Source organism: Labrenzia sp. VG12 (assembly GCF_002237595.1).
Taxonomy (GTDB): Bacteria; Pseudomonadota; Alphaproteobacteria; order Rhizobiales; family Stappiaceae; genus Roseibium.
This window is the reverse complement of record NZ_CP022529.1, coordinates 1,927,249-1,953,867: the sequence shown is the minus strand read 5'-3', so window position 1 is coordinate 1,953,867 and position 26,619 is coordinate 1,927,249. Positions and strand designations below refer to the sequence as shown.

Annotated in this window: 24 protein-coding genes; 13 read left to right on the top strand and 11 right to left on the bottom strand. The window is 60.7% G+C overall.

Annotation, left to right across the window (positions count from 1 at the left end):
• Positions 1-127 precede the first annotated feature (127 nt).
• The 4 genes from xrtT to CHH27_RS09110 all read left to right on the top strand — a co-directional run bounded on the left by xrtT (position 128) and on the right by CHH27_RS09110 (position 6,225).
• Positions 128-1,591 (top strand): exosortase T, encoded by a 1,464-nt coding sequence (gene xrtT, locus CHH27_RS09125; RefSeq protein WP_094071308.1) that lies wholly within the window; start codon positions 128-130, stop codon positions 1,589-1,591.
• Positions 1,592-1,610: 19 nt separating this feature from the next.
• Positions 1,611-3,842: a VIT and VWA domain-containing protein gene (locus CHH27_RS09120; RefSeq protein ID WP_094071307.1), complete on the top strand. Its 2,232-nt coding sequence runs from the start codon at positions 1,611-1,613 to the stop codon at positions 3,840-3,842.
• Between the two features lie 65 nt (positions 3,843-3,907).
• Positions 3,908-4,621: a response regulator transcription factor gene (locus CHH27_RS09115; RefSeq protein WP_094071306.1), complete on the top strand. Its 714-nt coding sequence runs from the start codon at positions 3,908-3,910 to the stop codon at positions 4,619-4,621.
• Positions 4,618-6,225, top strand: coding sequence for an ATP-binding protein (locus tag CHH27_RS09110; RefSeq protein WP_094071305.1), 1,608 nt, complete (start codon positions 4,618-4,620; stop codon positions 6,223-6,225). The genes CHH27_RS09115 and CHH27_RS09110 overlap by 4 nt, the downstream gene beginning before the upstream one ends.
• Positions 6,226-6,227: 2 nt before the next feature.
• Here the strand turns inward: CHH27_RS09110 and CHH27_RS09105 are convergent, their stop codons facing one another.
• Positions 6,228-7,124 carry a LysR family transcriptional regulator gene (locus CHH27_RS09105; RefSeq protein WP_094071304.1) on the bottom strand — a complete coding sequence of 299 codons (897 nt, stop codon included), beginning with the start codon at positions 7,122-7,124 and terminating at the stop codon, positions 6,228-6,230.
• Positions 7,125-7,290: 166 nt separating this feature from the next.
• On the opposite strand from CHH27_RS09105, the gene CHH27_RS09100 reads away from it, so the two are divergent.
• The gene (locus CHH27_RS09100; protein WP_094071303.1) at positions 7,291-7,911 is read left to right on the top strand and encodes a glutathione S-transferase family protein; all 621 of its coding nucleotides are present in this window, start codon (positions 7,291-7,293) and stop codon (positions 7,909-7,911) included.
• A 73-nt stretch (positions 7,912-7,984) separates the two neighbouring features.
• Positions 7,985-9,634, top strand: coding sequence for a pyridoxamine 5'-phosphate oxidase family protein (locus CHH27_RS09095; RefSeq protein ID WP_094071302.1), 1,650 nt, complete (start codon positions 7,985-7,987; stop codon positions 9,632-9,634).
• Between the two features lie 267 nt (positions 9,635-9,901).
• On the opposite strand, the gene CHH27_RS09090 is transcribed toward CHH27_RS09095, so the two are convergent.
• Together CHH27_RS09090 and CHH27_RS09085 are read right to left on the bottom strand one after the other, a co-directional pair.
• A complete protein-coding gene (locus CHH27_RS09090; protein WP_094074622.1) occupies positions 9,902-10,282 on the bottom strand; it encodes a VOC family protein in 381 nt (126 codons plus the stop codon).
• Complete coding sequence (locus tag CHH27_RS09085; protein ID WP_094071301.1) at positions 10,282-10,839, bottom strand: thioredoxin family protein; 558 nt, start codon at positions 10,837-10,839, stop codon at positions 10,282-10,284. The genes CHH27_RS09090 and CHH27_RS09085 overlap by 1 nt, the downstream gene beginning before the upstream one ends.
• Before the next feature lie 660 nt (positions 10,840-11,499).
• Between CHH27_RS09085 and CHH27_RS09080 the strand changes: the two genes are divergently transcribed.
• Together CHH27_RS09080 and CHH27_RS09075 are read left to right on the top strand one after the other, a co-directional pair.
• Positions 11,500-12,630 (top strand): type III PLP-dependent enzyme, encoded by a 1,131-nt coding sequence (locus CHH27_RS09080; RefSeq protein ID WP_094071300.1) that lies wholly within the window; start codon positions 11,500-11,502, stop codon positions 12,628-12,630.
• An 11-nt stretch (positions 12,631-12,641) separates the two neighbouring features.
• Positions 12,642-13,193, top strand: coding sequence for a GNAT family N-acetyltransferase (locus CHH27_RS09075; protein WP_094071299.1), 552 nt, complete (start codon positions 12,642-12,644; stop codon positions 13,191-13,193).
• Here CHH27_RS09075 and CHH27_RS09070 read toward each other — a convergent pair.
• Positions 13,179-13,976 (bottom strand): hypothetical protein, encoded by a 798-nt coding sequence (locus tag CHH27_RS09070; RefSeq protein WP_157738826.1) that lies wholly within the window; start codon positions 13,974-13,976, stop codon positions 13,179-13,181. The two genes, CHH27_RS09075 and CHH27_RS09070, sit on opposite strands and share 15 nt — an antisense overlap.
• A gap of 334 nt (positions 13,977-14,310) precedes the next feature.
• On the opposite strand from CHH27_RS09070, the gene CHH27_RS09065 reads away from it, so the two are divergent.
• Both CHH27_RS09065 and CHH27_RS09060 read left to right on the top strand, forming a co-directional pair.
• Complete coding sequence (locus CHH27_RS09065) at positions 14,311-15,696, top strand: homospermidine synthase (protein WP_094071297.1); 1,386 nt, start codon at positions 14,311-14,313, stop codon at positions 15,694-15,696.
• A gap of 195 nt (positions 15,697-15,891) precedes the next feature.
• Positions 15,892-16,185, top strand: coding sequence for a hypothetical protein (locus CHH27_RS09060; RefSeq protein ID WP_094071296.1), 294 nt, complete (start codon positions 15,892-15,894; stop codon positions 16,183-16,185).
• Positions 16,186-16,214: 29 nt separating this feature from the next.
• Here the strand turns inward: CHH27_RS09060 and CHH27_RS09055 are convergent, their stop codons facing one another.
• The 4 genes from CHH27_RS09055 to CHH27_RS09040 form a co-directional block, all read right to left on the bottom strand.
• A complete protein-coding gene (locus CHH27_RS09055; protein WP_157738824.1) occupies positions 16,215-16,598 on the bottom strand; it encodes a hypothetical protein in 384 nt (127 codons plus the stop codon).
• 235 nt (positions 16,599-16,833) lie between these two features.
• On the bottom strand, positions 16,834-17,238 hold the full coding sequence (locus tag CHH27_RS09050; RefSeq protein ID WP_094071294.1) for a hypothetical protein: 405 nt from the start codon (positions 17,236-17,238) through the stop codon (positions 16,834-16,836).
• A 26-nt stretch (positions 17,239-17,264) separates the two neighbouring features.
• Positions 17,265-17,654 carry a curli-like amyloid fiber formation chaperone CsgH gene (csgH, locus tag CHH27_RS09045; protein ID WP_094071293.1) on the bottom strand — a complete coding sequence of 130 codons (390 nt, stop codon included), beginning with the start codon at positions 17,652-17,654 and terminating at the stop codon, positions 17,265-17,267.
• A gap of 77 nt (positions 17,655-17,731) precedes the next feature.
• On the bottom strand, positions 17,732-18,166 hold the full coding sequence (locus tag CHH27_RS09040) for a curlin (RefSeq protein ID WP_094071292.1): 435 nt from the start codon (positions 18,164-18,166) through the stop codon (positions 17,732-17,734).
• A gap of 178 nt (positions 18,167-18,344) precedes the next feature.
• On the opposite strand from CHH27_RS09040, the gene CHH27_RS09035 reads away from it, so the two are divergent.
• Positions 18,345-18,944, top strand: a complete 600-nt coding sequence (locus tag CHH27_RS09035) for an MAPEG family protein (RefSeq protein WP_094071291.1) — start codon at positions 18,345-18,347, stop codon at positions 18,942-18,944.
• Between the two features lie 85 nt (positions 18,945-19,029).
• Here CHH27_RS09035 and CHH27_RS09030 read toward each other — a convergent pair whose 3' ends face one another.
• Together CHH27_RS09030 and CHH27_RS09025 are read right to left on the bottom strand one after the other, a co-directional pair.
• Positions 19,030-20,844 (bottom strand): adenylate/guanylate cyclase domain-containing protein, encoded by a 1,815-nt coding sequence (locus CHH27_RS09030; protein ID WP_094071290.1) that lies wholly within the window; start codon positions 20,842-20,844, stop codon positions 19,030-19,032.
• Positions 20,845-20,998: 154 nt separating this feature from the next.
• Entirely contained in the window at positions 20,999-22,537 is a 1,539-nt protein-coding gene (locus CHH27_RS09025) for a SulP family inorganic anion transporter (protein ID WP_094071289.1), read from the bottom strand.
• Between the two features lie 520 nt (positions 22,538-23,057).
• Between CHH27_RS09025 and CHH27_RS09020 the strand changes: the two genes are divergently transcribed.
• Both CHH27_RS09020 and CHH27_RS09015 read left to right on the top strand, forming a co-directional pair.
• Positions 23,058-23,747, top strand: a complete 690-nt coding sequence (locus CHH27_RS09020; protein ID WP_157738822.1) for an ABC transporter substrate-binding protein — start codon at positions 23,058-23,060, stop codon at positions 23,745-23,747.
• Between the two features lie 210 nt (positions 23,748-23,957).
• Positions 23,958-24,626 carry an ABC transporter substrate-binding protein gene (locus CHH27_RS09015; protein ID WP_208988738.1) on the top strand — a complete coding sequence of 223 codons (669 nt, stop codon included), beginning with the start codon at positions 23,958-23,960 and terminating at the stop codon, positions 24,624-24,626.
• 116 nt (positions 24,627-24,742) lie between these two features.
• Here CHH27_RS09015 and CHH27_RS09010 read toward each other — a convergent pair whose 3' ends face one another.
• Complete coding sequence (locus tag CHH27_RS09010; RefSeq protein WP_208988736.1) at positions 24,743-26,593, bottom strand: SPFH domain-containing protein; 1,851 nt, start codon at positions 26,591-26,593, stop codon at positions 24,743-24,745.
• Between the last annotated feature and the right edge of the window lie 26 nt (positions 26,594-26,619).

Sequence of the window (26,619 nt, the reverse complement as noted above, 5' to 3'; positions counted from 1 at the left end):
ATTCTCGGTCGAACAACCGGCTTCCTGCGAATTGTTGCAAATGGTGTTCGGCATCAACGGCCAGTTTGCGCAAAATCTGCACATAGGCTGACAACGCCCTGCAACCGGGTCCGGCAGAAAGACTGCCATGACCCGTCTGGCAAATCTTTCACCGACCTCCACCGCCTTCGTTCTGGCCTCCGCCATTCTGGCCTATGAGCCGCTGCGCTGGCTGCTGGGCTCCTGGCAGGACCCGTCCTATGCCTCCAGCGGACTGATCTATCTCGCAGCCCTTTTGGCCCTTGGCGTCTGGTCGCTCTCAAGTCCGGTCAAAACCGTTGAGACGCACCATCGGCAGGTCGCCGTGCTGTTGCTGGTCGCCTCGGCGCTGATCCGGCTGGCCAGCCAGGTGCTGGCCATCAACGTGATCGGCGGTCTGGCCCTGGCGCTGGATGTGTTCGCCCTGGCAACCTTTTTCCGGACCGGTGAACGCCACCGGGCCGTGTCGCCCTTCTGGCTGTCGGTCCTGTTCCTGTTCACGCTGCCGGTGGAGCGGATCCTGCAGCGGCTCATCGGCTATCCCTTGCAGGAATTGTCTGCGAACCTGTCCTGCGCGGGCCTTGACCTGTTTTTTACAGATCTTTCCTGTTCCGGCATTCGTATTGCGCTTGCCGGCCGCGATGTGCTGGTCGATCTGCCGTGTTCCGGGACATCCGGTCTGATGCTCGCCATGGCCTTTGTCGTGCTTTTGAACGCGCTCTACCGGCCGGCCCTGATGAGCGCTGTCCTCTGGCTGGGGCTCGCCTTCCTCTTGGCGGTTCTGGGCAATGCGCTGAGGATCATGCTGCTAGCGGTCGGCCTTGCCTTTCCGGATGCGGTGCTCGGGGCGGATGTCATGGTAGGGCCGCTGCATGACCTGATTGGATATATGACGCTCGCCTTGTCGATGGTCCCGGTGTTTATCCTCTATCGGCCGAGGGCCAAGGCACACACGGCCGCGATCTGGCAGATGCCGTTGCCGCCGATGTCCAGAGCGGCCCGGTCCTTGTCCGCACTCCTGTTCCTCAGCCTTGCCGCCGTGATCGTGTCGCTGCCGCGCCAGGCACTTGATGTCTCCGCAGCAACAAAACCTCAGCCGCTGCCGGTCAGCCTTGGTGGCGAAATCGGCATGGATGAAGCCCTGCTGCCGGTCGAACAGCGCTATTTCGAACTTTATGGCGGCCACGCCCAGAAACGCCGCTACGGGCCGATGGCGCTGACGCTGGTGCATACGTCCTCACCCTTGCGGCATCTGCACGCGCCGGATGATTGCCTGCGCGGTCTCGGTTTCGAAGTGACCTTTCTCGGCACCCGTTTCGATCCGGTGCCGACGGCCTACTACCGCGCGACCTCCGCGGACGGCGGCGACTGGCGGGTCGCGGTCACCTTCACGTCCAGCACGGGTGCGGTCACGCACAACATCGCCGAAGCGATCTGGCTGTGGCTCAAAGCGCCCGGCAGCAGCTGGACCAGCATTCAGCGCATCACCCCCTGGTCTCTTGCCGAGGATCGGCAGACGGCCTTCGAAGCGGCCGCCCGTGCCGCACTTGACCTGACCTCCCCGGAAATCTGACCCAGAAGGAGTTGCCTCCATGTTGACGTCGTTCCAGAAAATGCTGCCTTTGGCGCTTGCCGCGCTGACGTTCGGCTTGGGGCCAGCTGCCGCCGACCCGGACCTTGATGACCTTGCCGGCAGCGTCGTTGCCAATGTGGACGGCAAGGAAATCCACCTGCCGCTGCTTTCATCGGACTATTCCGTCCGGATCGATGGTGATGCCGCTCATGTCGAATTGACCCAGACCTTTCTCAACCCGACCCGGACACCGCTGCACGCGACCTATCTGTTTCCCCTGAACCAGAAGGCGGCCATTCACGCCATGAAGATGGATCTGGACGGCGAGACCGTCATTGCCCGTATCCGGAAAAAGGCGGAGGCCCGGAAAACCTTCGAAGCGGCCAAGGCCGAGGGCAAGGCGGCGGCACTCCTGACCCAGCACCGCCCCAACATGTTCACCCAGGACATCGCTCATCTGATGCCCGGCCGTCCGGTTCGGATCACACTGGAATATGTTCAGCATGTGCCGAAGATCGATGGCGCCTACGAACTGGTCGTGCCGCTGGTGGTGGGGCCGCGCTATGACGGGCCGGACCTCAAGACCGATGTTCAGTTGAGCAGCACCAAGACCGACGACCGCATCGCCTATGATGACGATGTTGTTTCGGCTTCCGAGACCGTTTCCGGTTGGCAGATCGACAAGCTTCCGGCCTATCCGCCCGTGATCGGTCAGGACGCGCCGGACGAGATCGATCCGAAGCGGGTCTCGCTTGACCTCAGGCTGACGGCGCCGATGCCGGTCACCGCGCTCTGGAGCAAGACCCATGCGCTGGATGTGGCCGACGAGGGCAAGGTCAAGACCATCCGATTTGCCGGCAACAAGACCATCGACAACCGCGACTTCGTGCTGCGCTACGAGCTGTCGGCTGAACAGGATGTGGCAGCGGGTGTGTCCGCATTCTTCGACGCAGAACGTGGCGGCTATTTCTCCATGCTGATCGAGCCGCCAAAACTGCCGGCAGAGGACACGATCGGGCGCCGGGAACTGGTCTTCGTGCTGGACACGTCCGGCTCCATGAGCGGCGAGCCGCTTCAGGCCAGCAAGGTCTTTATGGAAGAGGCCATCAAGGGCCTACGGCCTGAAGACCACTTTCGTATCCTGCGCTTTTCCAACACCACGTCCGAATTTGCCCGCGGTGCCGCGAAGGCAACAGAACGCAACAAACAAAAGGCACTCCGCTTTGTTGCCGGTCTGAGCGCAGATGGCGGTACGGAGCTCAACCGGGCGATCAACACCGCTTTTGATCTTGCCACGGTGAAAGACACGACACGGATCGTGGTGTTCCTGACCGACGGCTACATTGGTGCCGAGCGCGACGTGATTGCCTCCATCGCGCGGCGGATCGGCAATGCCCGCATCTATGCGTTTGGCGTTGGCGATGCGGTCAACCGCTTCCTGCTGGATGCGATGGCGCGAGAGGGCAGGGGATATGCCCGGTATGTCGGCCTTCGCGAAGAGGCCAGGGTGGCTGCCGAGGCGTTTGCCGCCAGACTGAAGTCGCCGCTCCTGACCGATATCTCCATCGACTGGAACGGGCTCAAGGTGGCAGACCAGACACCGGCCAGGATCCCGGATCTGTTCGAAGGTGGTGCTGTCCGGCTACTGGGCCGCTATCAGGCAGGCGGCAAACACACGGTCTTCGTCAATGGCCTCGTCAATGGCCGGGCAGCCAGCCTGCCGATCGAGATCGACCTTCCCGGCACCGCTGCTGCAGGCGACCAGGCGGCAAAGGCCCTGCCGCTGCTTTGGGCGCGTGAACAGATCTTTGACAAGAACCGCGCCTATACGATCGGTGGCAGCCAGGACAGTCAGCTTGAACAGGAAATCACCGAGCTTGGTCTGACCTATGCGCTTCAGTCCCGGTTTACCTCCTTCGTGGCGGTGTCGGAAAAAGTGGTCAATACGGACCCGGCCTCGGCCAGTCAGAAGAGCGTTCCGCTGCCGCAGGTGTCTGGCGTCTCAAAGGCGGCCTATCCGTCGCTCAACCTGAGTGGCAGCTCGGCGCCGGAACCGGAAGGTATTCTGGGTGTGATGATGATCCTTCTGGCGCTGCTCGCCCGCTTCCGGAAGCAGATCTCGTCTCGCTTGAGGGCATTGGTGGCAAGGATCCAGCGGTCCGAAGTCAATGCCTCGGATGAGCCCGCCATGGCCCTGGACCGACGGCTTCCCAAAGGTCTGCGCCGGGACAGCTGGTGGCTGGAAAGCTGATCGACGCTCGTTTATTGATAACGCTTCCGCGGCCAGCCGCGGGAGCTCTTTTCAGGAAGACTGCATTGCAAGACAAGACCATTCTCGTTGTTGATGACGACCCGGCCATCCGGGACGTGATCTGTTTCGCCCTCCAGAAAGCCTCCTATCGCTATGAAGTGGCCACCGATGGCAAGGAGGCGCTGGACAAGGCGGCGCTCCATGATCCTGCGCTGATCGTGCTCGATATCGGCCTGCCGGAAATGGACGGTCTCGATGTCTGCCGGCACCTGCGCCGGACCTCCGAAGTGCCGATCCTGTTCCTGTCGGCACGGGACGATGAAATCGACCGGATTGTGGGTCTGGAACTCGGGGCCGACGATTATGTCACCAAGCCGTTCAGCCCGCGTGAGCTGATTGCCAGGGTCGGCGCGATCCTGAAACGCTATGGTGCGCCTGCCCAGGACCAGGAGAGCAAGGAGGAGCCCGTGCTGGAGCATGGCAGTCTGCGCCTCGACAAGGCTCAGCGCGAGGTTACGGTGGGCGAGGCTCCCGTCTCCATGACCGTGATCGAATTCGACATCCTTGCCACGCTGCTCGCACGGCCGAAGATCGTCTTCTCCCGCGAACAGATCCTGCAGCAGGCCTACAAGGACAACATCCACGTTTCGGACCGGACCATAGACAGTCATGTCCGCAACATCCGCGCCAAGCTGACCGGCGCGGGGTGCCGTGATGCGATTGAAACGGTGCATGGTGTCGGCTTTCGTCTCGGGCCCTGCCGGATTGACGGCGCATGATCCTCTCCCGGACCTTCCGTGACAAATGGCGGCCGCCCCTGTTTCTGGTGGTGGCCGCGGTGCTCGGCATCATGCTGCTGGTGCCGCTGGCGGGGATCTCCTTCTTCCGGGTCTATGAAAATCAGCTGGTCGAAACGACGGAAGCCGAGCTGATTGCCCAGTCGGCCGCGATTGCCGCGGCGACCGCGCAGCGGTTGAAGGAACTTGGCGGCACCGATCTGCCACTTGGCGAGGCCGTTGCAAGTGCGCCCGCCAAGTCCTATCGCGGCGGTCTTGTCGTTCAATATCTGACCGGAGGCTGGACCCCGGTTCTGACCCGGCTCGATCTGACCAAGACACCGATCCTGCCGGGCCGGCCCGATCCGCTGCCGGCAACGGAGGCCGTGCCTCCGGTCTATGAGGAGACCGGAGGCCATCTCGATCAGATCCTGCTGGAAACGCAGAAGCTGACTCTGGCCGGGTTCCGGCTGCTCGATTTCAACGGCACGGTGATTGCGGGCCGCGACGAATTGGGCCAGTCCCTTGCTCATGTCGAAGAGGTGCAACAGGCGTTGACCGGCCGCTATGCCAGTGCCTTGCGCGAGCGGGTCGTCGGCAACCCGCAGCCGATCTATTCCATCAGCCGCGGCACCAGTGTCCGCGTTTTCATCGCGATGCCGATCATCGTGGACAACAAGGTCGCGGGCGTTGTTTATGCCTCGCGCACGCCCAGCAACATCCTGAAGGAACTGTTCCTGAAGCGGGAAGCCGTCTTCTGGCTGGTCCTTTTTGTGCTGGGCGCGACCTTCATCGTCGGCCTGATTTTCGTGCGCGCGATTTCCGGACCGATCCGGGCCTTGACCCGCCGGTCGCTCCAGATCGGTGCCGGCGATCGCGACGCCCTGAAGCCGCTCGTCATCCACGGCAACCGGGAAATCCACGCGCTGTCGGAAAGCATGCTCGACATGTCGCGCAAGCTGTTTGAGCGCAACGACTACATCAACACCTTCGCCAATCACGTCACCCATGAACTGAAGTCGCCGCTGACCGCGATCCAGGGCGCGGCGGAGCTGATGAAGGATGGCGGCAGTGAGCTCAGCGACGCGGACCGGGCGCGTTTCCTGGACAACATCCTGCGCGACACGGACCGGGCGTCCTTGCTCTTGAACAGGCTGCGTGAGCTTGCCAGGGCGGACAGTGTCGAGATTGCGGGATCCTGCCAGCTGGCGTCGGTCGTTGCCGGCCTGCGAAGCCGTTTTGAAGGCGTTCAGATCGCGTGCCCGAAAGAGGCCAAACTGCCGATTTCGGCAGAAAATGCACGGATCGTGTTTGAAAATCTGATCGACAATTCCGTGCGTCACGGGGCTGACCATGTCACGATTTCGGCAACAACGGACCGTCAGCATCTGCAGGTGAGGGTCCAGGACAATGGCGAAGGCATCTCCGCCGGCAACGCCGATCAGATCTTCGATCTGTTCTTCACCACGCGGCGTGACAGTGGCGGTACGGGCATGGGGCTGGGCATCGTCCAGGCGCTTCTGAAAGCCCACGGCGCGTCGATCAGCCTGCTGCCGACAGACGGTGATGGAGCCTGTTTCGAGCTGGAACTCCCGATGCGGAACTGAAGTCAGCCAGTCCATCGTGCGCTGAACTCAGCCGCCAGATGGTCTATCAGGGCTCTCAGTCGCCGCGTCAGATGCCTGTTGGGCGGGTAAAGCGCGTAGACGCCATAGGTGTCGGTGGCATAGTCCGGCAGGACCCGTTCCAGCTGCCCCTCGCGCAGTGCGGTCTCGACAGGGTAGAAGGGGGACATGGCTATGCCCAGGCCACCAATGGCCATCTGGGCAAGGGCCGCCGGTGAATTGGACGTGACCGCGCCCTGCATACGGACCACGTGTTCCTTGCCGCTTCTGTAAAAACGCCAGATATTGGGTTCCATCTGGTTGCTGTTGACAAGGCAGGTGTGCGTGGCAAGCGCCTCGGGGCTGCGCGGCCGGCCGTTGCGGTTGAGATAGTCCGGGGAGGCGCTCAAGACCAGCGGCATGTCGGCGAGTTTGCGGGCAATCAGGGCGGAGTCACGCAAGGCGCCGATCCGGACCGCCAGATCGAGACCTTCCTCAACGACGGACACACGGCTGTCGGTCAGCTTCATGTCGAGTTCGACATTCGGATGGGCCTGCAGGAACGGGATCAGCGCCTCCGTCAGTTTGGTGCTGCCAAATCCGGTCGGAGCGGTCAGGCGGATCGGGCCGGCCAGCGCGCCCTGTTTTTCGCGCACAAGATCGTCCAGTTCGTCCATCTGGTCCAGGATCGGCCGGCAGCGTTCCAGGTAGGCGGTTCCAACGTCTGTCAGGGACACGCTGCGCGTCGTCCGGTTGAAGAGCTGTGTCTTCAGCTGGCTTTCCAGGTGTTGCACATATTTGCTGACCAGTTTGGTCGACAATCCGAGTCGTTTGCCGGCTGCGGTGAAGGACTGGTCCTGCGCCACTGCCACGAAAGCGCGCATGGTCTCGATCTTGTCCAAGGCCGGTCTCCGGTTTGCAGTCGAAGGCTTTAACTATCCACAAATTGTTCATAATCATTGAATGAAGTCGAGGATTATCTTCAAAGGCGCTGGGTGACATATTGCGGTCATCGGATCCGGCAGGACACCCCGCCGCCGCGATAAGTTCAGTCAATCGGAGACCATCATGTCCAACGCCATTCGCATTCACACCTTTCCGCTTTCCGGTCATTGCCACAGGATCGAGCTCTTTGCCGGGCTTGCCGGGCTCAATCACGAGCTGATCAAGGTCGACCTTGCGGCCGGTGAGCACAAGCAGCAGCCGTTCCTGTCACTCAATCCGGCCGGCAAGGTGCCGGTGATCGAGGACGGCGACTTCGTCCTGGCCGATTCCAACGCGATCCTTGTTTATCTTGCCCGCAAATACGCTCCGGACTGGTTGCCGGCTGATCCGGCGCAGGAGGCGCTTGTCCAGCGGTACCTGTCGCTGGCCGCAAACGAAATCGCCAATGGCCCGGCCGCGGCGCGCCTGGTGACCGTGTTCGGTGCGCAGCTGGATGCGGACAAGGCCAAGGGGATCGCGGCCTATGCGTTCGATCTGCTCGAGGGGCTTCTGGAGGGCCGGGACTGGCTGGTCGGCAACCGGCCGAGCATCGCCGATGTTGCGATCTACAGCTACACCGCCCATGCACCGGAAGGAAATGTCTCGCTGGAGCCCTATCCCAACATCCGTGCCTTCCTGAAGCGTGTCGAGGCCTTGCCGGGCTTTGTCGCCATGCCGGCAACACCGGTCGGGCTTGCTGCCTGAGCGTGATCAAACGGCCGGACCTGTTCCGAGGTTTCCGGCCCATAACCCATTCCTGAGACAGTGAGGATCGGACATGTTTGACCCAGACCAGACCAGAGCACAGCCGGCCGTGTCGCCCTTTCACGACGGCGAGCGTCATGTGCAGGAAAAGCTCGGCGACAGCGATGTGCAGAGCTGGGCAGGCGGCGCCATTCGCAACTTCATGCCCGATCAGCACAGGGTCTTTTTCGAGGAACAGCCGTTTCTGGTTGCTTCCGGTCGGGACGGCGAGGGGCGGCCGTGGGCCACGCTTCTGGAGGGCGGTCCGGGATTCGTGCAGTCGCCGGAAGCAACCACGCTCGAGATCTCGGCTCGTCCTGTGACTGGCGATGCATTGGACGGGGCATTTGCAGCGGGAGCCGATATCGGCCTCCTCGGCATCGAGCTGGCAACGCGCCGCCGCAACCGGGCCAATGGCCGGGTGGCGGTGAACGATGATGCCGGAATTCGCTTTGCGCTCGGCCAGTCCTTCGGCAACTGCCCGCAATATATCCGTGCCCGCAAATACTGGTGGTCGCCGGACAAACCCGAGGGCTCAGCGACCCGGGGCACCGCGTTGACGGAAAGCCAGCAAGACTGGATCAGAGCTGCCGACACGTTTTTCATCGCTTCCGGATATCGGGGCGAGGACGACAATCCCGCCTACGGCATGGACACCTCTCACCGCGGCGGCGAGGCCGGTTTTGTCGAGATCCTGGACGAGAGAACCCTGCGGTTTCCCGACTATGCCGGCAACAGGTTCTACAACACGATTGGCAATATCCTGAAGGACCCGCGCGTGGGCTTCCTGTTTGTCGATTTTGCCTCCGGCAGCCTCTTGCAATTGACTGGCCGGGCCAGCATCGACTGGGACTCCAGCACCGTTGCACGTGTGCCGGGAGCACGACAGCTAATCACGCTGGAAATCGACGAGATCGTCGAGCTGCGCTCCGTGCTGCGCCTGCGCTGGCAGGAAGAGGCAGCAACGGCGCGGGACCTGCGCCTGGTCAACAAGGTCCGGGAGAGCGCGGGTGTCACGTCGTTTTATTTTGAATCCCGCGACGGCGGCCCGCTGCCCTCGTTTCAGGCGGGCCAGCATCTGCCGATCGAACTGCATCTTGCCGGCGATCTCGGCAAGGTCCAGCGCAGCTATTCGTTGTCCGGTTCACCAACGGACAGGCACTATCGGATTTCGGTCAAGCGCGAACCGCGAGGGCTGGTGTCGCGGGTTCTGCATGATGCGCTGGAGGTCGGTTCGATCATTGGCAGCAGCAAGCCGGCGGGCGATTTTGTTTTGTCGCAGGATGCCGCGCCGCTGGTGCTGGTCGGTGCCGGGATCGGCATCACGCCGCTCATGAGCATGCTGCACGAACTTGTCTCTGCCGGTGACACGCGGCCCGTCTGGTTCGTGCAGGGTGTGCGCGACGGAGACCACCATCCGTTCAGGCAGGAGGCCGCAAGGCTCGCGTCGACACGTTCGACCATCCAGCTGCACAGCGTTTACAGTCGGCCCTCGGCGACCGATTTGGAAAAGCGCTTCTCCGACACGCAGGGCAGGGTATCAGGTAAGTTTCTGATTGACCTCGTTAGCCAGCCCGATGCGCGCTACCTGTTGTGTGGTCCGGCCGGATTTCTGGCTGAAGTGACCGCAGACCTGCAACGCCATGGCGTGCCGGAGGACAGGATCTCGTTCGAGACGTTTTGAACGAGGTAAGGCCCAGACCCTGGGACCCGTCGCTCAGGCTTCGGCGTCGCTACCCACCAGTGTCACCCCGGGCGAGCAGAGCGAGACCCGGGGCCTACTCATTTCCAGAGCGCTGCTGTTTTGCAGCATGCGTTGGTAGAGTTTCGATCAGTTTCAGCAAGCTTTGTGTCGAGTGGGCCCCGAATCGCGCTTCGCTTGTCCAGGGTGACACCGGTGGTTCGGGTAAGTGCCGAATTGAAAATGTCAGCTGCCGTTCGAACCTGCTCGTCACTCTTCCGGTGCAAAGTCGATATGGATGTGGTTTCCATCCGGGTCCCAGACATTGATCGAGACCGTGCCGAACCCGGGCTGGACGGAGCGGCGGTAGGTCTCGCCGCGCTCCTTGAGACGGGCTTCGAAGGCTTCGGCGCCCGTCGCGGTGAAGGCAAAATGCTCCAGCTTCAGCCGCTCTTCCGAGCCGACGGCCGGGTCGCCGTCGATGCCGACCAGGTGGATGGCGGCCGCGCCGCCAGCATAGAGCCAGGCGCCAGGAAAGGGAAAACCCGGACGCGGACCGGGCTTCATGCCCAGAATGTCACCGTACCAGGCGATCATCGCGTCGAGCTGTGTCGTGCGCAGGTTGACATGGTCCAGTTTGCCGATCTGCATCAAGCTGCCTTCCATTTGATCGAGCAGCCGATGGAGGGGATCTGTTCGACCGGGCCCTTGCCCGTTTCGGCAATCTGCTTCATCGCCTCAAAAAGCTCGCGGCGCAGGTCCGGAGCGGAAGCCCCCATGCGGGTTGCGTCCAGACGGCCGCGATACTGCAGGCCGTGATCGCTGTTGAAGCCGAAAAAGTCCGGTGTGCAGATGGCACCATAGGCATTTGCAATTTTCTGATCGGCATCGTGCAGATAGGGGAAGGAAAAGCCGCGCTCCAGGGCCATCTTCTGCATGTTCTCGAAATTGTCCGCCGGGTAGGCAACCGGATCGTTGGAGCAGATCGCGGCCACACCGATGCCGTGTTGCTTCAGTTCATCCGCATCCCGCACGATCTTGTCGAGAATGGCAAGCACGAACGGGCAGTGGTTGCAGATGAACATCACCAGCGTGCCGTTCTCGCCCCGGACACTGTCAAGACTGTGCAGACCGCCATCGGTTGCGGGCAACTGGAAATGGGGTGCCTGCCAGTCGAAATCGCAGACAGGCGGTGTCACAGCGGGCATGGTTGTCTCATCACATTTGAAGTCCCGGAATGGTGAAGCCGCGATAGTTTGGGGCGTCACGACGGTACAGGGTGTCTCCGGCCCCGGAGATTTTGCAAGTTCTTTCTCCGAGCGTTAGGTCAAATTCCGGTTTTGAAGATTGTTCAACCACCCTGTTGTTAACCCTTGAGAAAAATCGTCCGACAGTCGAATTTTTCCTGTTGCATCCAGCGGCAAACGGGCGCATATACGCGCTGCCCAAATTCGCACGTGCCCGTGGTCGTTCATGGGGTGTCTCACAAGGCATCTCTTAAGGGGCAGCAGCCAATTCAACCGCCAAGGGGCGGGCTGCAGGTCCGGACGGCTTAAAGCAACGACGTAAGAGGGCTTTTTTAGTCTCGGCCGGGGTTTCCAACCTCCGGGGTCACTGAAGAGGCACTTGTTACATCCTTGCCCGACGTGCGGCTCGGTCTCTCCGATCCAATCAACGGCATTCCCGACGCGGGAAAGTTTTGCGCTGGTTTCAGCTGCAAGGCCCAACCGTCGCTGCGGTCAACCCGGCCTCCGGTTCCATCCCGGGGGAGGCCCGGTGCGTTCCGCAGCACCCTGCGACGTGACTTGCAGCGCGCCAATCAGACTTGATGCGCGTTTGCAGATTGATTTGAGAAAGGGGAATTCCCCATGAGCGACCGTATCCGCGACTTCCTCCGCCGACGGGACGACGATGGCCCTTGTGTTGTGGTCGATCTCGACATTGTGCGCGAGAACTTCGAAGCCTTTGCCAGGTCCCTCCCGGACACGTCTGTCTACTACGCCGTGAAGGCCAACCCGGCACCGGAAATCCTGTCGCTGCTGGAAAGCCTTGGGTCCTCTTTCGACTGCGCCTCCGTTGGCGAGATCGAAATGGTGCTGGCCACCGGTGCCACCGCCGACCGCATTTCCTACGGCAACACCATCAAGAAGGAGAAGGACATTGCGCGCGCCTATCAGCATGGCATCCGCCTCTTCGCCGTCGACTGTGTTGAAGAAGTCGAAAAGATCGCCCGCGTCGCTCCGGGATCCAAAGTCTTCTGCCGGGTCCTGTGTGACGGTGCCGGCGCCGAATGGCCGCTTTCCCGCAAATTCGGCTGTGACCCGGACATGGCGCCCGACGTCCTTGAGCACGCGCACCGTCTCGGCCTCGTCGCCTATGGCGTCTCCTTCCATGTCGGCTCCCAGCAAGCCAACCTCTCGGCCTGGGATTTCGCTCTCGCCATGGCGGCAGGCGTCTTCAAGGAAATGGCGCAGCGCGGCATCGAGCTGAAGATGGTCAACATGGGTGGGGGCTTCCCGACCCGTTACCTGAAAGACATCCCGGGCGTGCCGAGCTATGGCGAAGCGATCTTCCATGCGCTGACCAAGCATTTCGGCAACCAGCTACCGTCGACCATCATCGAGCCGGGCCGCGGCATGGTCGGCAATGCGGGCATGATCGAGGCCGAAGTGGTGCTGATCTCGCGGAAATCCGAACAGGATGAAACCCGCTGGGTCTATCTCGACATCGGCATGTTCAACGGTCTGGCCGAAACCATGGACGAGGCGATCCGCTATCCGATCCGGACTGCCCGCGACGGCGACCGGACCGAACCTTGCGTTCTGGCCGGTCCGACCTGCGACAGTGTCGACGTGCTCTACGAAAAGACGCCCTATCATTTGCCGGTCAGCCTTTCCATCGGTGACAAGGTGCTGATCGAAGCCTGCGGGGCTTACACGACCACCTATTCCACGGTTGGCTTCAACGGTTTCGCACCGCTGGCATCCCACGTCATCTGAGGCCTCCTGCCATGATCGACATTGTCGAGGAGGTGCCGGCTCACGCCGGCGCTCGCGAAGCGCTGCTCGACCTTTGTTTCGGCGACGAGCGGTTCAGAAAAACCTCCGAACGCCTGCGCGAGGGCCGTCTGCCCGTGTTCGCGTTTTCAGCGCTGGACGAATCTGGCAGGCTGGTCGGAACGGTAAGGCTCTGGTCTGTGGCGGACCGCAACGGCAATCAAAGCCTGTTGCTCGGACCCCTTGCCGTCGACCCTGCCTGCCGGGGAAGCAAGGTGGGAGACCGGTTGATGCGTCATGCGCTTAACCAGTGCGCAGTTTATGGCCACGGGTCGGTGATCCTGGTCGGCGATCTGTCATACTACACGCGTTTCGGGTTCGAAGCGGGGCGGCTGGACGATGCCAGTTTGCCGGGTCCGGTTTCCCGGGAGCGGTTTCTTGGCCTTGAATTTGCGGCTGGACATCTGGCTGGCCTCAACGGTCTGCTGTCAGCTGCCGGGCTTGCAGACCTTGCAGGACCGACTGCAGCGACCCAAGATCTTTATCCAGTCTCAAAGCTTGTTTGACTTGTTGTCCCTGGGTGGCGGCGATTTCTTCGCCGCCATCTCTTGCGTTTTCCTGACTGACTTTGTTTGCTGAGAAGTACAAACAGCCAAAGGCCTGTTGGTCGTCCTGACCAGGAAAACCGGACGCAAGACTTGAAATTCCATCAGAAACCGGTCACATCTTAGAAAAGGCGCATTAAGTGCGCTTTGGTGAATGAAGGAATTCCCAGCGGGCCGGACCCAGCTCCAGGAGAGGGGCGGCGACCATGGACAAGATTGGAGCTTGAGAATGACCGACGACAGCAACGGCGGCGCGCCAAAGAAACCAGCTCGCAAACCGGCTACGGCGAGCAAACCTACGGCGAAGGCGGCAACGGGCAAGCCAGCCGCTGCCAAATCGGCCAGCTCCACGACACGCAAGACCGCTGCCAAACCGCCTGCGGCAGCAAAGACCGCGGCGAAACCGGCCGCCAGAAGCGCTTCAAGCAAATCCAAGAAATCAGCGTCGGCGGCCAGACCGCCGGCAGCTGCAAAGCCGGCCGCAACCAAATCGATTGCCGCCACCAAGGCGGCCACTGCCCGGAAACCGGCTGCCACCAAGGCAGCTGCCACGAAGTCCGCCGCAAAACCGCCTGCGGCGGCAAAGACTGCGACTGCAAAGGCACCGGCTGCGTCAAAAACGGCGGCGGCTAAGAAACCAGCCGCTACCCGCAAGGCGGCCACCACCAAGGCAACCACGTCAACGCCAGCCACCAAGGCATCGGCCGAAACAAAGGCAATTGCCGCTGCCGGGAAACCGGCCACGTCGAAAACGCCTGCTGCGAAACAGGCAACCACCAAGCCGGCTGCGACAAAAACGGTTGCGGCTGCGAAAACGGTTGCCAGAAAGCCTGCGGCCACCCGGAAACCGGCCACTGTCAAGGCAACCGCGAAGCCGGCCGCCAAAGCGCCAGCGGCTGCGAAGACTGCAGCGGCCGCCAAGAAACCGGCGATGCAGAAACCTGCTGCTGCGAAACCGTCGGCCAAGTCAACGGCGGCAAAGCCGGCTGCAGCTGCAAAAGCACCTGCCAGAAAGCCGGCAGCCAAAGCGGGACCTGCGAAAGGGAGGATTCACGGCACCATCACCGGTCCGGTGGTGATGATCGGTCTGGGCTCCATCGGCAAGGGCACGCTGCCGCTGATCGAACGGCACTTCAATTTCGACGCATCCCGCTTCACCGTGATCGACCCGGTCGACACGGATGCGAAACTGGTGACCGATCGTGGCTACGCGTTCCAGAAGGTTGCGCTGACACCGGACAATTACAAGGACATCCTGACACCGCTCCTGACCGAAGGAGAGGGGCAGGGCTTTGTTGTCAACCTGTCAGTCGATACGTCGTCGCTCGATCTGATGAAGCTCTGCCGCAAGCTCGGCGTGCTTTACATCGACACCGTCGTCGAACCGTGGCTTGGTTTTTATTTCGACGAGACCGCCTCTGCGGCGGACCGGACGAACTATGCCTTGCGCGAAACCGTGCGCAAGGAAAAAGCCAGGAAACCGGGCGGCACAACAGCCGTTTCCTGCTGCGGCGCCAATCCGGGCATGGTCTCCTGGTTCGTGAAACAGGCCCTGGTCGACATTGCCACGGAGACAGGCGTCAAGTTCAAGGAGCCCAAGTCCCGCAAGGACTGGGGCAAGCTGATGAAGAAGGTCGGCGTCAAGGGCATCCACATTGCCGAGCGCGACACCCAGCGAGCCAAGGAACCGAAACCGGCCGGTGAATTCTGGAATACCTGGTCCGTCGAGGGATTTCTGTCAGAAGGCTTTCAGCCGGCGGAACTCGGCTGGGGAACGCATGAGACCTGGAAGCCGTCCAATGCCAGGAAACACAAGAAGGGTTGCAAGGCGGCCATCTACCTGGAGCAGCCGGGCGCCAACACGCGCGTCAGAACCTGGTGCCCGACCCCGGGTGCCCAGTACGGCTACCTGGTGACCCACAACGAAGCGATTTCCATCGCCGATTATTTCACCGTCGGGGAGGGCAAGAAGGTCAGCTATCGCCCGACCTGTCACTACGCCTATCACCCGGCCAATGTCGCGGTGTTGTCGCTGCACGAACTGTTCGGGTCCGCTGGCAAGATCCAGGAGAAACTTCATGTCCTGGACGAATACGAGCTTCAGGATGGCATCGACGAGCTCGGCGTCCTGCTCTACGGCCACAAGAAGAATGCCTATTGGTACGGATCCCAGCTCTCGGTTGAAGAGACACGCACGCTGGCGCCTTACCAGAACGCCACCGGCCTGCAGGTGACCTCGGCCGTCATCGCCGGCATGGTCTGGGCGCTTGAAAACCCGGAAGCCGGCATAGTTGAAACCGACGAGATGGACTACAAGCGCTGCCTGGAAATCCAGCGGCCCTATCTAGGACCGGTCAAGGGCTATTATACCGACTGGACACCGCTGGAAGGCCGGCCGGGTTTTTATCCGGAAGACATCGATACCAAGGACCCCTGGCAGTTCCGCAACATCCTGGTGCGGTAGATCCGACAGCGGCGTCTCGCCCATGAATAGGTTCTTGAAGACGCCGCCCAACGGGCGATGCCTTCCCGGTTGGGGCAGGGCTGAGAGGCAATCCGTGAGATCGGAATGCTCCCCGATAACGATTTTGGAACAGGGCGTTTGAGGAACAGGATCATCATGCTTTCGGGGGTGACCCGGAGAGATCGACACCTGGTGATGACCGAAGTGAATGACGCGGTCCTGCACTCAGGCGGTTGGGTCGAAGGTCACACGTTGCTTTCCAACATCGCAACGGTTTTCAAGCTTGAACTTCCCGTCAAAGGACTTCAGGTCCTGGCTGACAAGCTCGAGCCGTTGGAGGTGCGTCTCGATGAGGAGAGCAGGGAGACCGTGGCAAAGGTGACCGGCACGGCCGGGGACCCGTCTGTTGAAATCCGGGTTACGCTCAACGTGACCTTCATCCATGACGAGCCTGATTTGCGGCGCGCCGTCCCGGCTGTCCCGGGCTGAGGGGCTTGCGCCCCGCAGGTTCATTCGTGTCAGGTGGGCTGTTGGTCGGAGGCCGCCTTTTGAAGCTTCTGGTTCGCGACCTTCAGTGCCAGCAGCCGCGCCAGGACCACGGCGGCGGCAACGGCCCCCAGACCGATCAGAAGGTCGGGATAGGCGCCGAATGGCAAACGGAAGGACAGCGCGAAGATTTCCAGAAAACTGCCGGTGAAAGCCAGGAACAGGGTGCCAGCCAATGCGAAGGCCATTCCATCCCCGGAAAAGAAACCCCGGCGGCGTCTGGACTGGAAAAAGCCGGAGACGCGCAGATAGGCGTAAACGGTGCCGCAGAACAGGCCCGTGATCAGCAGCAGCAGTCCCGCGTCGGCGATGTGGTAGGTGGACAGAAAGGTCCAGGCTTTGTCGAAGTGTTGCATATTCCGCTCTCGGTGCTCCGGGCAGAAGAGGCTGCCGGAAGCCGTCAGTTCATTGATATTGTTCAGGAGCAATCAACGCTGAAGGAGCAGATGGGGATTGATTGATACACATGCCAGAGGCCCGCAAACAAATCTTTTTGTTGCCTTATTTGCCGGGCGCCGGATTGCTGTCAGGCAACTGGCGGCACCCGTTGGAGCGTGGAAGGCAGTGGGGCGGGGCAATGGTGCCACTTGATCACCAGCCGAACTGGAACGTTGTTCCGGTCTGGCCGTAGCCGTTTTGAACCACATGGCCGTTTGTGTTCTTGCCGAACTGAAACAGGCCATAGGCGTGATTGTTGCCATGCTGCTGAATGGTGCCGTTGTGACCATTGCCGTCCTGGACAAGAATGCCGTGATTGCCGAAACCGTTTTGCAGGATGCCCGCGGCATTGCCGAAACCGTTTTGCTTGATGCCGCCCTGTTTGCTCATCTCGTTGGCGATGCCAGCAGCAATGAGCCCGGCGCGCATCAGTTGTTCCTGCTCGTGGTTCTGCGGGTTCAACGTGATGGAAAACGAACCGCCTGCGAGGGCGGGAGAGGCGGAGAGACCGCTCAGTAGCACGGCTGCGGCTGTCAGGGATTTGATCTTGTAAGTCATTGAAGAATATCCTGGATCTGGTTCAGTTAAATGCTGTTGCCAATGCGCTTGCTGCAGGAATAGGTCTTGCCTGCGAGCGAGATTTCCAGGTCCGCGTCGTAGACGCCGGAGCTGGCAAGGCGAACGGTGCCGGTTGTTGCTTCACCGCTCGATCCGATGGCAAAGGCGCCGCCCTGGCTTGTGCTGGTGCTGTTGCGGCCGTCACCGCCCTTGAGCGTCAGCCTGTACTGGCCTGTCTCGCCTTGAATGCCTCTGGCGATGCCGGTCAGGACCGTCCCGCCCGATGTAGAAAGCGTTTCAATGGCGCAGGCGGACTGATAGTCCGTTTCCTGGGCATTCGAGCCGGACACAGCCTGACAGGCAGCCGCCGTTGCGGCGACCACGGCCAGAAATCCGATTTTTGCAAAGTTGCGCATGAGAGGGGCTCCTCAGGGTCGCTTCGGTGGCCAGGGGTGGCCACCGATAATGCGGGAAAGGTCAGGGAAAACCCGGCTTACGGGCAGGTCTGGACGAAGGCGGCAACGTTGCCGGAGCCGGCCTGGTTCACAGAGGCGTCGCAGCCATGTCCGACCTGAACACCGGCGGCGATGTTGCCGTTGCCATCCTGGGTCATGATTGCATTGTGATCGGTTCCGAACTGGCCCACACCTGCCGAGTTGCCGAAGCCGTTTTGCCAGGTGTCCGCGAAATGGTGAGCGCCGGTCTGACCGATGGCGGCCGTGTTGCCGTTGCCGAACTGGCGGCTGAGACCTTCATTGTGGTGGCCGTCCTGGAAGATGCCGATCAGGTTGTTGAAACCGTTCTGGGTTCCGCCGGTGACATGGCCAAAACCAAATTGCTCGATATTGATGCCGTTGGCGCTTGCAGGCAGGGAGGCAGCGGAAAAGGTCAGGGCGGTGGCGGTGGTGATGATCAGCTTGCGAAACATTTGAACGAACTCCTGTCGGGTCGGCTGTGCCGTTGTTTTGAAGACAGGTGGACGCTAACCGGCAAGCGCGGAACCCACGCTGAATGTCGCATTCAGGAAGTGTTCATCGAGCCGATTCTGGCTGGATTCAGGCCCAAAAGCCCTTATCTTGTGCCTGTTATTCGGAGGATTTTTTCAGATGTTTCAGGTCCAGGAAGGACGTCCCGTTCCCGATATTGAGCAAGACGCGCGCAAGCGGCGGCTGCGTCTTGTCGTCATCATTTACCCCTTTGCGCTGACGCTGATCGCCCTTGCCGCGAACCTGTTTCTGTTCGGTATTGGTCCGTTGGCCATGGCGTTGCCATCGCAGGAAGTGTTGGCGGTTCTGGCGGCATCAGCCGTATTGCTGCTGGTCAATCATTCCTGGCTGATGACGCAGACCGAGCTGACCAGAAGCCGGTACGGCTTGTACGCGACGCCCGAGGAATGGCAGGCAGCCCGAAAGGAGCGCGCCAAAGCGTCGGCAGAAGGGATTGCGGAGGTTGAAAGGTGTCAGAACGCCCATCGCAACACCACCGAGAACGCCGTCTATTTTGTGTTCCTGGCGGGGTTGATGGCTTTCGTGACGCCTTCATTCCCGGCGGTCGTAGCCTGGATCGGCGGTTTCGGATTGGCCCGGCTCGGATATACCTATGCCTATCTTTCGGGTAGGTCCGGGCTGCGCGGCGCATTCATGAGCCTCGGGCTCCTGAGCCTCTATGGCGTGGCCAGCTATCTCGTGCTCGCTCTGCTTCATTAAAGAAGCCGGACCAGGGTCTGCAGGCATCGATCAATCAGCCTAGCCGACAGGGCCCTGCAAAGAGACCTGATGGAACTCGCGGGGACTAAACCAGTAGCCGCACGACGTTGAGCGGTTCGGCTTTCCCCTTGACCTTTTGCGGTCCGATTGGCTGCTGTGCGAAGTCGTCTCCCAGGTTCATAGCGATTTCCTCGGAGGCCAGGATCACAACTTCGGCAGTTGCATCGATTTCCTTGCCCAGGCTTTCCAGGCGAGAGGCGGCATTCACCGTGTCGCCGATCACGGTGTAGTTGACACGCTCAGGTGCGCCGATGTCGCCGACAACAAGCGGCCCCATGTGAAGCCCGATGCGGAAGCGAACGGGCAGTTCACCGCGTTCGATACGGGTCTGGTTGTCGGTCATGACGGCGCGGGCCATGGCAAGTGCCGCCCTGGCCGCCGGAGCCGCCGCATTTTCCAGCCGTTCCGGAGCACCCCAGAAAGCCATGACGCTGTCGCCGATATATTTGTCGATGGTGCCGCCTTCCCTGGTGATTTCGGCACCAAGCAGCGACAGGTGATGGTTGACGAAGGCGGCCGTCTCGGTTGCCGACATGCCTTCAGAAGCTGACGTGAAACCGGCAATATCGGTAAAGAGCACCGCCACCTCGCGCTCTTCCGGCGGGGCGTCGGCTCGGCCTTCGCTCAAGAGCTTCTGCACCAGGGTCGTGGGCACATACCGGTTGAACGCCGTCAGTCCGCCGACCATGGCATTGAAGCCCTTCGACAGGTCGTCCAGTTCCCGGATCACGCTGGAGGGAAGGGGTGGCACGGCCGCAAGGTTCAGGTTGGCGACTTCCTTCGCGGCGTTTGACGCACGCTGGACCGGCCGTGCAATCCGCTGGGCCAGTAGAACGGCGCCGATCAGGGAGATGAACAGAAGTCCGGTCCCCACCAGAACGGCAAACAGGACCTGCTGCAACGGCTGGTCCAGGAATTCGGCCGGGAAATGCACGCCGATCCGGGCCGGCAACCCAAGCAGGTTCTCGTTCTTCTGTTCCAGAATGACAAACCGCTTCTGACCGTCCTCGGTATGGCCGACATGAAGATCGAGATCCTCGCCAAGATCGAAGGAGGCATTGTCCAGTTTCGGCATCTGTTCGAACCTGGCGAGAAAGGCATCCGGCACGTGCTTGACCGGAAACAGCGGCATGGACTCGCTCAAGGAGTCGAAAGCCTGATCGAGCGTCGGGTGAGCGATGATGTCAAAGGAGTCTTCCTTCATCAGGAAAACATTGATGTCGTCGGTCGAGATGTACCAGGTGATCTCGGACATGCGGTCCAGGGACATGCCCACCATCAGGCTGCCACGATACGTCTTGTCTTCATAAAGCGGCCGGACATAGACGAAGTAGGTGTGCTTGCGCTCCTTCATGTAAAGCGGCGCACTCCAGAACGGCGCCTTGTCCTGTCGGGCCTGGTCGGTCAGCTTGATGAGTTCGGGAATGTCCTTTGCAAGATCGACATCACCGCCGAGCAGTTTTCCGTCGGCGTCTCCTCGGTCTACATCCACGCCCAAATTCTGGTCGTCGACCATCACCAGAAAGGAAACCTGCTGGACCGGTGCCAGCATACCAAACAGATAGGTGATCAGAAGGTCAGGGTCTTCGAAGGGCAGCTCACCGGCTTCCCAGGAAAGCGCCGTGTATTCGGAGGCCTCGGTGACTGCGTGAAGTTGCTCGACAAAGGCGATCTCGGCCGAATCCATGCCGATGTCGACAATTTCGCCCCCGAGCTGGCGCACGACGGTCGAGGAGGTAAAGGCCTGTATCAGCAGGATGGTGGCTGCCGTGATCAGAACGAATGTGCCGATGACAGTGGCAAGTGTCGGCGTGATGAAAAGCTTCGTTTTTCGAGACACAATGGCAACCCGGTTCAGGATCGGTGGATTTCACATTGTGTATCTGTTCCAAATTCCGGCGATCAGGGCAATGCGGGATCGTGACCAGGCACCAAACAAAAGCCCGAGCGGCTGACCGCTCGGGCTTTTCCGGTTTTCAGCTCAGGAGCTGGGTCTAGGACGTTTTTTCCTGCGGATCGAACGTGTGACCGTAGTCGACGGCGATTTCGTAGTCGGGGTCTTCCAGAACGGAGACCTCCACAAGGTTTCCGGCCTTGTGCAGGAGTTTCTGACAGTCGGGCGACAGGTGTCGCAAATGCAGACGCTTGCCGGCGGCTTCGTATTTGGACGCCAGCGCGTCGATCGCTTCAAGTCCTGAGTGATCGACCACCCGGCTGTCGATGAAGTCGACGACCACGTCGTCCGGATCTTTCTGCGGATCGAACAGATCGACAAAGCCGGTGGCGGAGCCGAAGAAAAGGGGGCCGCTGAGGCGATAGACCTTCCAGCCTTCCTTGCTGGTGCCGATACGCGCGTCGATGCGGCTGGCTGCATTCCAGGCATAGGCGAGTGCCGAAATGATGACACCAACAACCACGGCAACGGCCAGGTCGGCATAGACGGTGACACAGGTGACCACGACCATGACCAGCGCGTCGGTGAGCGGGATCTTGTGCACGATCTTCAGGCTGGCCCAGGCAAAGGTGCCGATCACCACCATGAACATGACACCGACAAGCGCGGCGACGGGGATCTGCTCGATCAGAGGCGAGGCGATCACGATGAAGGACAGCAGGAAGAGCGCGGCCGCGATGCCGGAGATGCGGGTGCGGGCGCCTGATTTCACGTTGATCATCGACTGGCCGATCATGGCACAGCCGCCCATGCCGCCGAAGAAACCGGTGACGATATTGGCAGTGCCCTGGGCAACACATTCCTTGGACGCGCCGCCCTTGGTGTTGGTCAGGTCAGCAACAAGGTTCAGCGTCAGCAGGGATTCGATCAGGCCGATCGCGGACAGGATGACCGCATAAGGGAAGATGATCTGGAGCGTTTCCCAGGTCAGCGGCACCATCGGAATGTGAAACTCGGGCAGGCCACCGGCGATGGAGGCGAGGTCGCCCACCGACCGTGTATCGAGGTCGAAGCCGAGCACAAGGCCGGTCACGACCAGGATGCCGGCCAGGGGAGCCGGGAAGGCCTTGGTGAAGCGCGGCAGGAACCAGATCACGGCCATGGTCAGGGCGATCAGGCCGAGCATCAGGTAAAGTTGGGAGCCGGTCATCCAGGCCAGACCGCCGGCGCCGTCCGGCACCTTGAACTGGCCGAGCTGGGCCAGGAAAATCACGATGGCCAGACCGTTGACGAAACCCAGCATGACCGGATGCGGCACCATGCGGATGAACTTGCCCCAGCGGAGCAGGCCGACGGCGATCTGGATCACGCCCATCAGGACAACCGTCGCAAACAGGTATTCCACGCCGTGCTGGGCCACCAGGGACACCATTACCACGGCGAGGGCGCCGGTCGCGCCGGAGATCATGCCGGGACGGCCACCGATGCAGGCGGTGATCAGGCCGACAAAGAACGCTGCGTAGAGGCCGACAAGCGGATTGACACCTGCGACAAAGGCGAAGGCAACCGCCTCCGGCACCAGCGCAAGGGCCACGGTCAGACCGGCAAGAAGCTCGGTCTTGATGCGCATGGCATCCATTTTTACAGGTTTGACAGGCGCAAGGCCTTCCGCGCGTGCTGACACGAGCTGCTCCAGTTAATTCGTGTGGTTTTGAAGGCCGGTGCCAGATCTGCCCGCGTCTGACTCCTTGACCAAAATCAAGCTGCGACCTTTTAGTTGATTTTTTGCAATGCAGCAAGGTTGCCGTCGGGAAGCTGCCATGCAGATGACGCTGAACCATTCCATTTGCCGAACAAGAATTGAGCGCGCAAATTTCTGGTGATCTTCTATTTTGCAAAATCGATAATTGAATCTGGTCAGTGTCAGGTCAGGAGAACAGGAGCGCTTTTCTGTTTTGTAAAGAAATTCGCCTATCTTGGATCGAGGCGCTCAACTGCTCGGTTCGTCAAGGCGAAACCAGAGCAGTCAAAAGCGGGATTTTCAGAAACAAAGCGTGTCACGCTCAAGAACGACTGGTTTCAAACCGTTCCGGGGGGAAGTGTTGCTCAGGCGTCTCAGACCCTTTCTTTGCGTTTTTCTGCTAATGGCGGCCTCAGTCGTGCAGGCGCAGGAACGGCTGGTCCTTGCAACCATCGAGAACACTCCGAATGGCCGAATTGGCGCCGCCTTGCTGAAGGCAGCCTACTCCCGTCTGGATATCGAAGTCGACATTTACAGCACTTCCGGCAAGCGCGGTCTCATGCAGTCTTCGACCGGGGCAATTGACGGGGAGGTGGTTCGGTTCAAACTGGTCGGAGACATGCATCCAACGCTTCTGCGCGTGGATGTTCCCCTGATCGAGTTTGCCGTCACGGTTTTCGTCAATCAGGCGGATGGGGCCAGCGGGACCATCATGGACCTTGCAACGCGTCGAGTGGGGCATCTTGCCGGAGCCGTCAAACTGAAACAGTTGACGCTGAATTTTGACGATGTCTGGCAGGCCGCGTCCAATGAAGAGTTGTTCGGGATGCTGGCGGCCGGTCATCTGGAGGCCGTTGTCAGTGCCTCTATCGCGGGTCGCATCGCAACCAGGCAATTGGGCCTGAAGGGCATTGAGGAGCTTGATCCTCCGCTGGAGCGCGCGAACCTCTATCATTTTCTCCATGAGAAACATGCCCATCTCGTCCCGAAAATAACGCAGGTTCTGAGGCATATGCGGGAAACCGGGGAGTTGCAGGCCCTCATCGATGCCGAGATAACCGCCATGATGGAGAACATCAGTTCAGGCCCGGGTGCGGAAAAGCAGTGAAGGCCTAATTACTTAGGTAACTTCTTGGTGTTTAGGGTAAAAGTTACAATGTTTCGGGGGTGTTGTTGCTGCTATTCTCCTGAATGAAGAAGGTGTTAAATAAAAATGTAACCGGAGGTTGATAATTTGCTTGTATCCTCTATAAGGTTGCTTGTTGTGTTCGCCGTGTTTGCGGCATCTCTGCTCCCTGCGCGTGCCGACGATATGGTGATGGCGACCGATGACTGGCCACCCTTCCGGATCTCGACAGAACATGGCCTTGTGGGACTTGATCTGGACTTTATCGATGAAGTTGCCCGCCGCGCCGGCGCGGAATTGACCGTTTCCAAGATGCCCTGGGGGCGGGGCCTGACATCGATGCAATCCGGTTCGGTCGACGTGATGACCGGCCTGGCCTACAGGGACGAACGGGCTGAATACATCGCCTATACCGACACGCCCTATTTCAAGTGTTCAACTGCGTTTTACACGATCGCTGGATTGGCAGACAAGATTCAAACCTATGAGGACCTTGCGGATTACCAGATCGGATACGTGCTGCATTCCGCCTATTTTGACCAGTTCGACAACGACGAGTCCCTCGACAAGGTGGGTGTTGCCCAGGAGCAGATCCTGATCGAGATGCTGATGCGCCGCCGCTTCGGTGTCATGATTGGAACCGACTGCCAGGTCGACTATTTCATCAAGGAACAGGGCTTTGCCGGAAAGATCGAGAAGACGCCCTACGTTCCGGGCAATTCCGTCGACCTTTACCTTGGCGTCTCGAAAAAATCCGAGTGGGCCGAGAAGCTTGATCTCCTCAACAAGGTGGTCAAGGAACTCGTCGATGAAGGCTTTGTCGAGCAGATCTCGCAAGACTATTACGGGACCCATTCCTGACCCTCAAAAGAGGGTTGCCTTCTGATCGCCGACCGGCAGGCCCAGCCGCAGGTAAACCTGTGCTTTCCAATGCAGCGTCGGGAGGGAAAGGTCCCGTCTCAAGGACAACAGGTTTCCTATTGTCCGGCCGGGGGGCGTGGTGAAGCCGGCGGCTGTGCCTGGCCAAGACTGGCCCCCAACAGCGCGGCAGCCCCTGCAAACCCGCTGTCACCGCCGACAACGGTGTTGGGCACGAGCTTGCCGACCAATCCGACCAGTTCCGGTTTGCGCTCCAGCGAGGTCAGCAGCTTTTCCAGTGCCTGCAGCAGAGCAACGCGGTCCTGACCGAGGACATCCACCTGGGCGCGCTGGCCGCGGGCAAGTTCTTCCAGATACTGGCGTTCCGCACGGCCGAGCGCGGCACGTTCCTGCTCGCGCTGATTGGCCACCTGCACGGCGATCTGGGCTTCCACGAGCCGCGGCTGCTCGTCCGCCGTAGACCTGGCCTGCTCGGTTTCGATGCGTTTTTGCTGGGCGTCGGTTTCCCGTTCATAGGCGGTCGACAGCTGGTCGGCGAGCTGGACGCGCAGGCGCGAGACCAGAAGCTCGGGCGGGATGGCAGGTTCTCCCAGGCGGATTTCGCGAATGTCGACACCGGCCTTGTTGCCCTCCACCTTGATCTGCTGCTCGATGGTCTGTTCGAGCGCATCCCGGTTTTCGATGAGATCGAGCACCCGTGTCGGGCGAACGGTGAAACTCGGCGGCTGTTTCACCGTGCCGTCCGGGTTCTTGTCGGGCACCCGGATCGAGGCGCCGGCGACATTGCGCACGATGGAACGGATTGCAGGCGTCAGGATGCGGTTCTCGATTTCATCGAGACCGCCGACGGAGCCAACCACGACCGGGGCGTTGTCCGGATCAACCTGCACCAGGGCGCGCAGTTCCAGCGGAATGTCCCAGCCCTCGACCTTGACGAACACCGCCCGGTCGGCGGCGTCGCCGGGGATCTGTTCCTGTTCGGCGCGTTCGTTCTGCTGGATGTTGCCCTGCTGGTCGACGGAGAGATCGATGATGCGCTTGGTATAGCCGCCCTTGTATTCCCAAGTCTGGACGCGCGTGTCGACGAGGGTTACTTCATAGGCTTGTCTGTTGAGATAGTAGGCGCCCGGAAACAGCGGTTCCTTCCAGATACCGACGCAGCCGCGTGGCACGAGGGGCACGGTCAGAGCCTCGCGGGACACCGCGGAAGCGGAGACCTCCTCTTCAACACAGTTGATGCCCGGCTGGCTGACATTGGATTTCACGACACCGACATGGCCGGCCGGAATGATGGTTGCGTCGGTGTTTTCGTCGAGACGCACATCAAACAGATAGCGGTTGAGGCGATACTGTCCGGGTTTGAGCACGGTTTCCTGCGGGCCGCGCAGGCCGCCTTTGGTCAGGAAACTGTCAGCCTTCAGCATGTCGCCGACGCTTTCATCCGGTATGGCCGGTGCCATGAACATGCCGGATGGCATCGCCGCGCCGTCCAGTGCGGTCAGCTGGCCATAATAGCCCTCCGGAATGGTGACGACTTCCCATTCCTCGAAGTCGTAAAGAACGCGCACCAGCGGAATGAAATGGAAGCCCGGTCCGAGGATCTGCGCCTGCGGGCCCTTTTCGCCGTCAAGCGCGATGATGCGGCCCTCGGGAAGTTCCTTGAAGGCGTAAATGCGTTTCAGATGACCGACACCGTTGGCATCGACAAAGATGAAGGAGGTGGAGAGCAGCATGAATGCGCCGACCAGGACCAGGGCGATGCCCATGAACCGGCTGGCAAAAACCCGCAGGAGCCTGTGTCCGCCGGAGGGAGCAGCTGTCTTGCGCAACATGATGGCTGCACCCAGAACGATTGCGACAATTCCAACGATCACACCGAGCATTGCAGCGACCTCCCGCATGACTTCAGACCCGGGTTTCATCAGATCGCTGCGAGCGGGCTGTGTCAAATCTGATGCCCGGAATTTCCGGGTTT

What these genes read in the sequence shown, in the direction of transcription:
- CHH27_RS09075 (WP_094071299.1), top strand. Translation starts at nt 12,642, where the DNA reads ATGATCGACATTGTCGAGGAGGTGCCGGCTCACGCCGGCGCTCGCGAA.
- CHH27_RS09035 (WP_094071291.1), top strand. Translation starts at nt 18,345, where the DNA reads ATGTTTCAGGTCCAGGAAGGACGTCCCGTTCCCGATATTGAGCAAGAC.
- CHH27_RS09090 (WP_094074622.1), bottom strand. Translation starts at nt 10,282, where the DNA reads ATGCAGATCGGCAAACTGGACCATGTCAACCTGCGCACGACACAGCTC.
- CHH27_RS09050 (WP_094071294.1), bottom strand. Translation starts at nt 17,238, where the DNA reads ATGACTTACAAGATCAAATCCCTGACAGCCGCAGCCGTGCTACTGAGC.
- CHH27_RS09055 (WP_157738824.1), bottom strand. Translation starts at nt 16,598, where the DNA reads ATGCAACACTTCGACAAAGCCTGGACCTTTCTGTCCACCTACCACATC.
- CHH27_RS09040 (WP_094071292.1), bottom strand. Translation starts at nt 18,166, where the DNA reads ATGTTTCGCAAGCTGATCATCACCACCGCCACCGCCCTGACCTTTTCC.
- CHH27_RS09120 (WP_094071307.1), top strand. Translation starts at nt 1,611, where the DNA reads ATGTTGACGTCGTTCCAGAAAATGCTGCCTTTGGCGCTTGCCGCGCTG.
- CHH27_RS09095 (WP_094071302.1), top strand. Translation starts at nt 7,985, where the DNA reads ATGTTTGACCCAGACCAGACCAGAGCACAGCCGGCCGTGTCGCCCTTT.
- CHH27_RS09100 (WP_094071303.1), top strand. Translation starts at nt 7,291, where the DNA reads ATGTCCAACGCCATTCGCATTCACACCTTTCCGCTTTCCGGTCATTGC.
- CHH27_RS09080 (WP_094071300.1), top strand. Translation starts at nt 11,500, where the DNA reads ATGAGCGACCGTATCCGCGACTTCCTCCGCCGACGGGACGACGATGGC.
- CHH27_RS09065 (WP_094071297.1), top strand. Translation starts at nt 14,311, where the DNA reads ATGATCGGTCTGGGCTCCATCGGCAAGGGCACGCTGCCGCTGATCGAA.
- csgH (WP_094071293.1), bottom strand. Translation starts at nt 17,654, where the DNA reads ATGCGCAACTTTGCAAAAATCGGATTTCTGGCCGTGGTCGCCGCAACG.
- CHH27_RS09015 (WP_208988738.1), top strand. Translation starts at nt 23,958, where the DNA reads ATGGCGACCGATGACTGGCCACCCTTCCGGATCTCGACAGAACATGGC.
- CHH27_RS09085 (WP_094071301.1), bottom strand. Translation starts at nt 10,839, where the DNA reads ATGCCCGCTGTGACACCGCCTGTCTGCGATTTCGACTGGCAGGCACCC.
- CHH27_RS09060 (WP_094071296.1), top strand. Translation starts at nt 15,892, where the DNA reads ATGACCGAAGTGAATGACGCGGTCCTGCACTCAGGCGGTTGGGTCGAA.
- CHH27_RS09110 (WP_094071305.1), top strand. Translation starts at nt 4,618, where the DNA reads ATGATCCTCTCCCGGACCTTCCGTGACAAATGGCGGCCGCCCCTGTTT.
- CHH27_RS09025 (WP_094071289.1), bottom strand. Translation starts at nt 22,537, where the DNA reads ATGGATGCCATGCGCATCAAGACCGAGCTTCTTGCCGGTCTGACCGTG.
- xrtT (WP_094071308.1), top strand. Translation starts at nt 128, where the DNA reads ATGACCCGTCTGGCAAATCTTTCACCGACCTCCACCGCCTTCGTTCTG.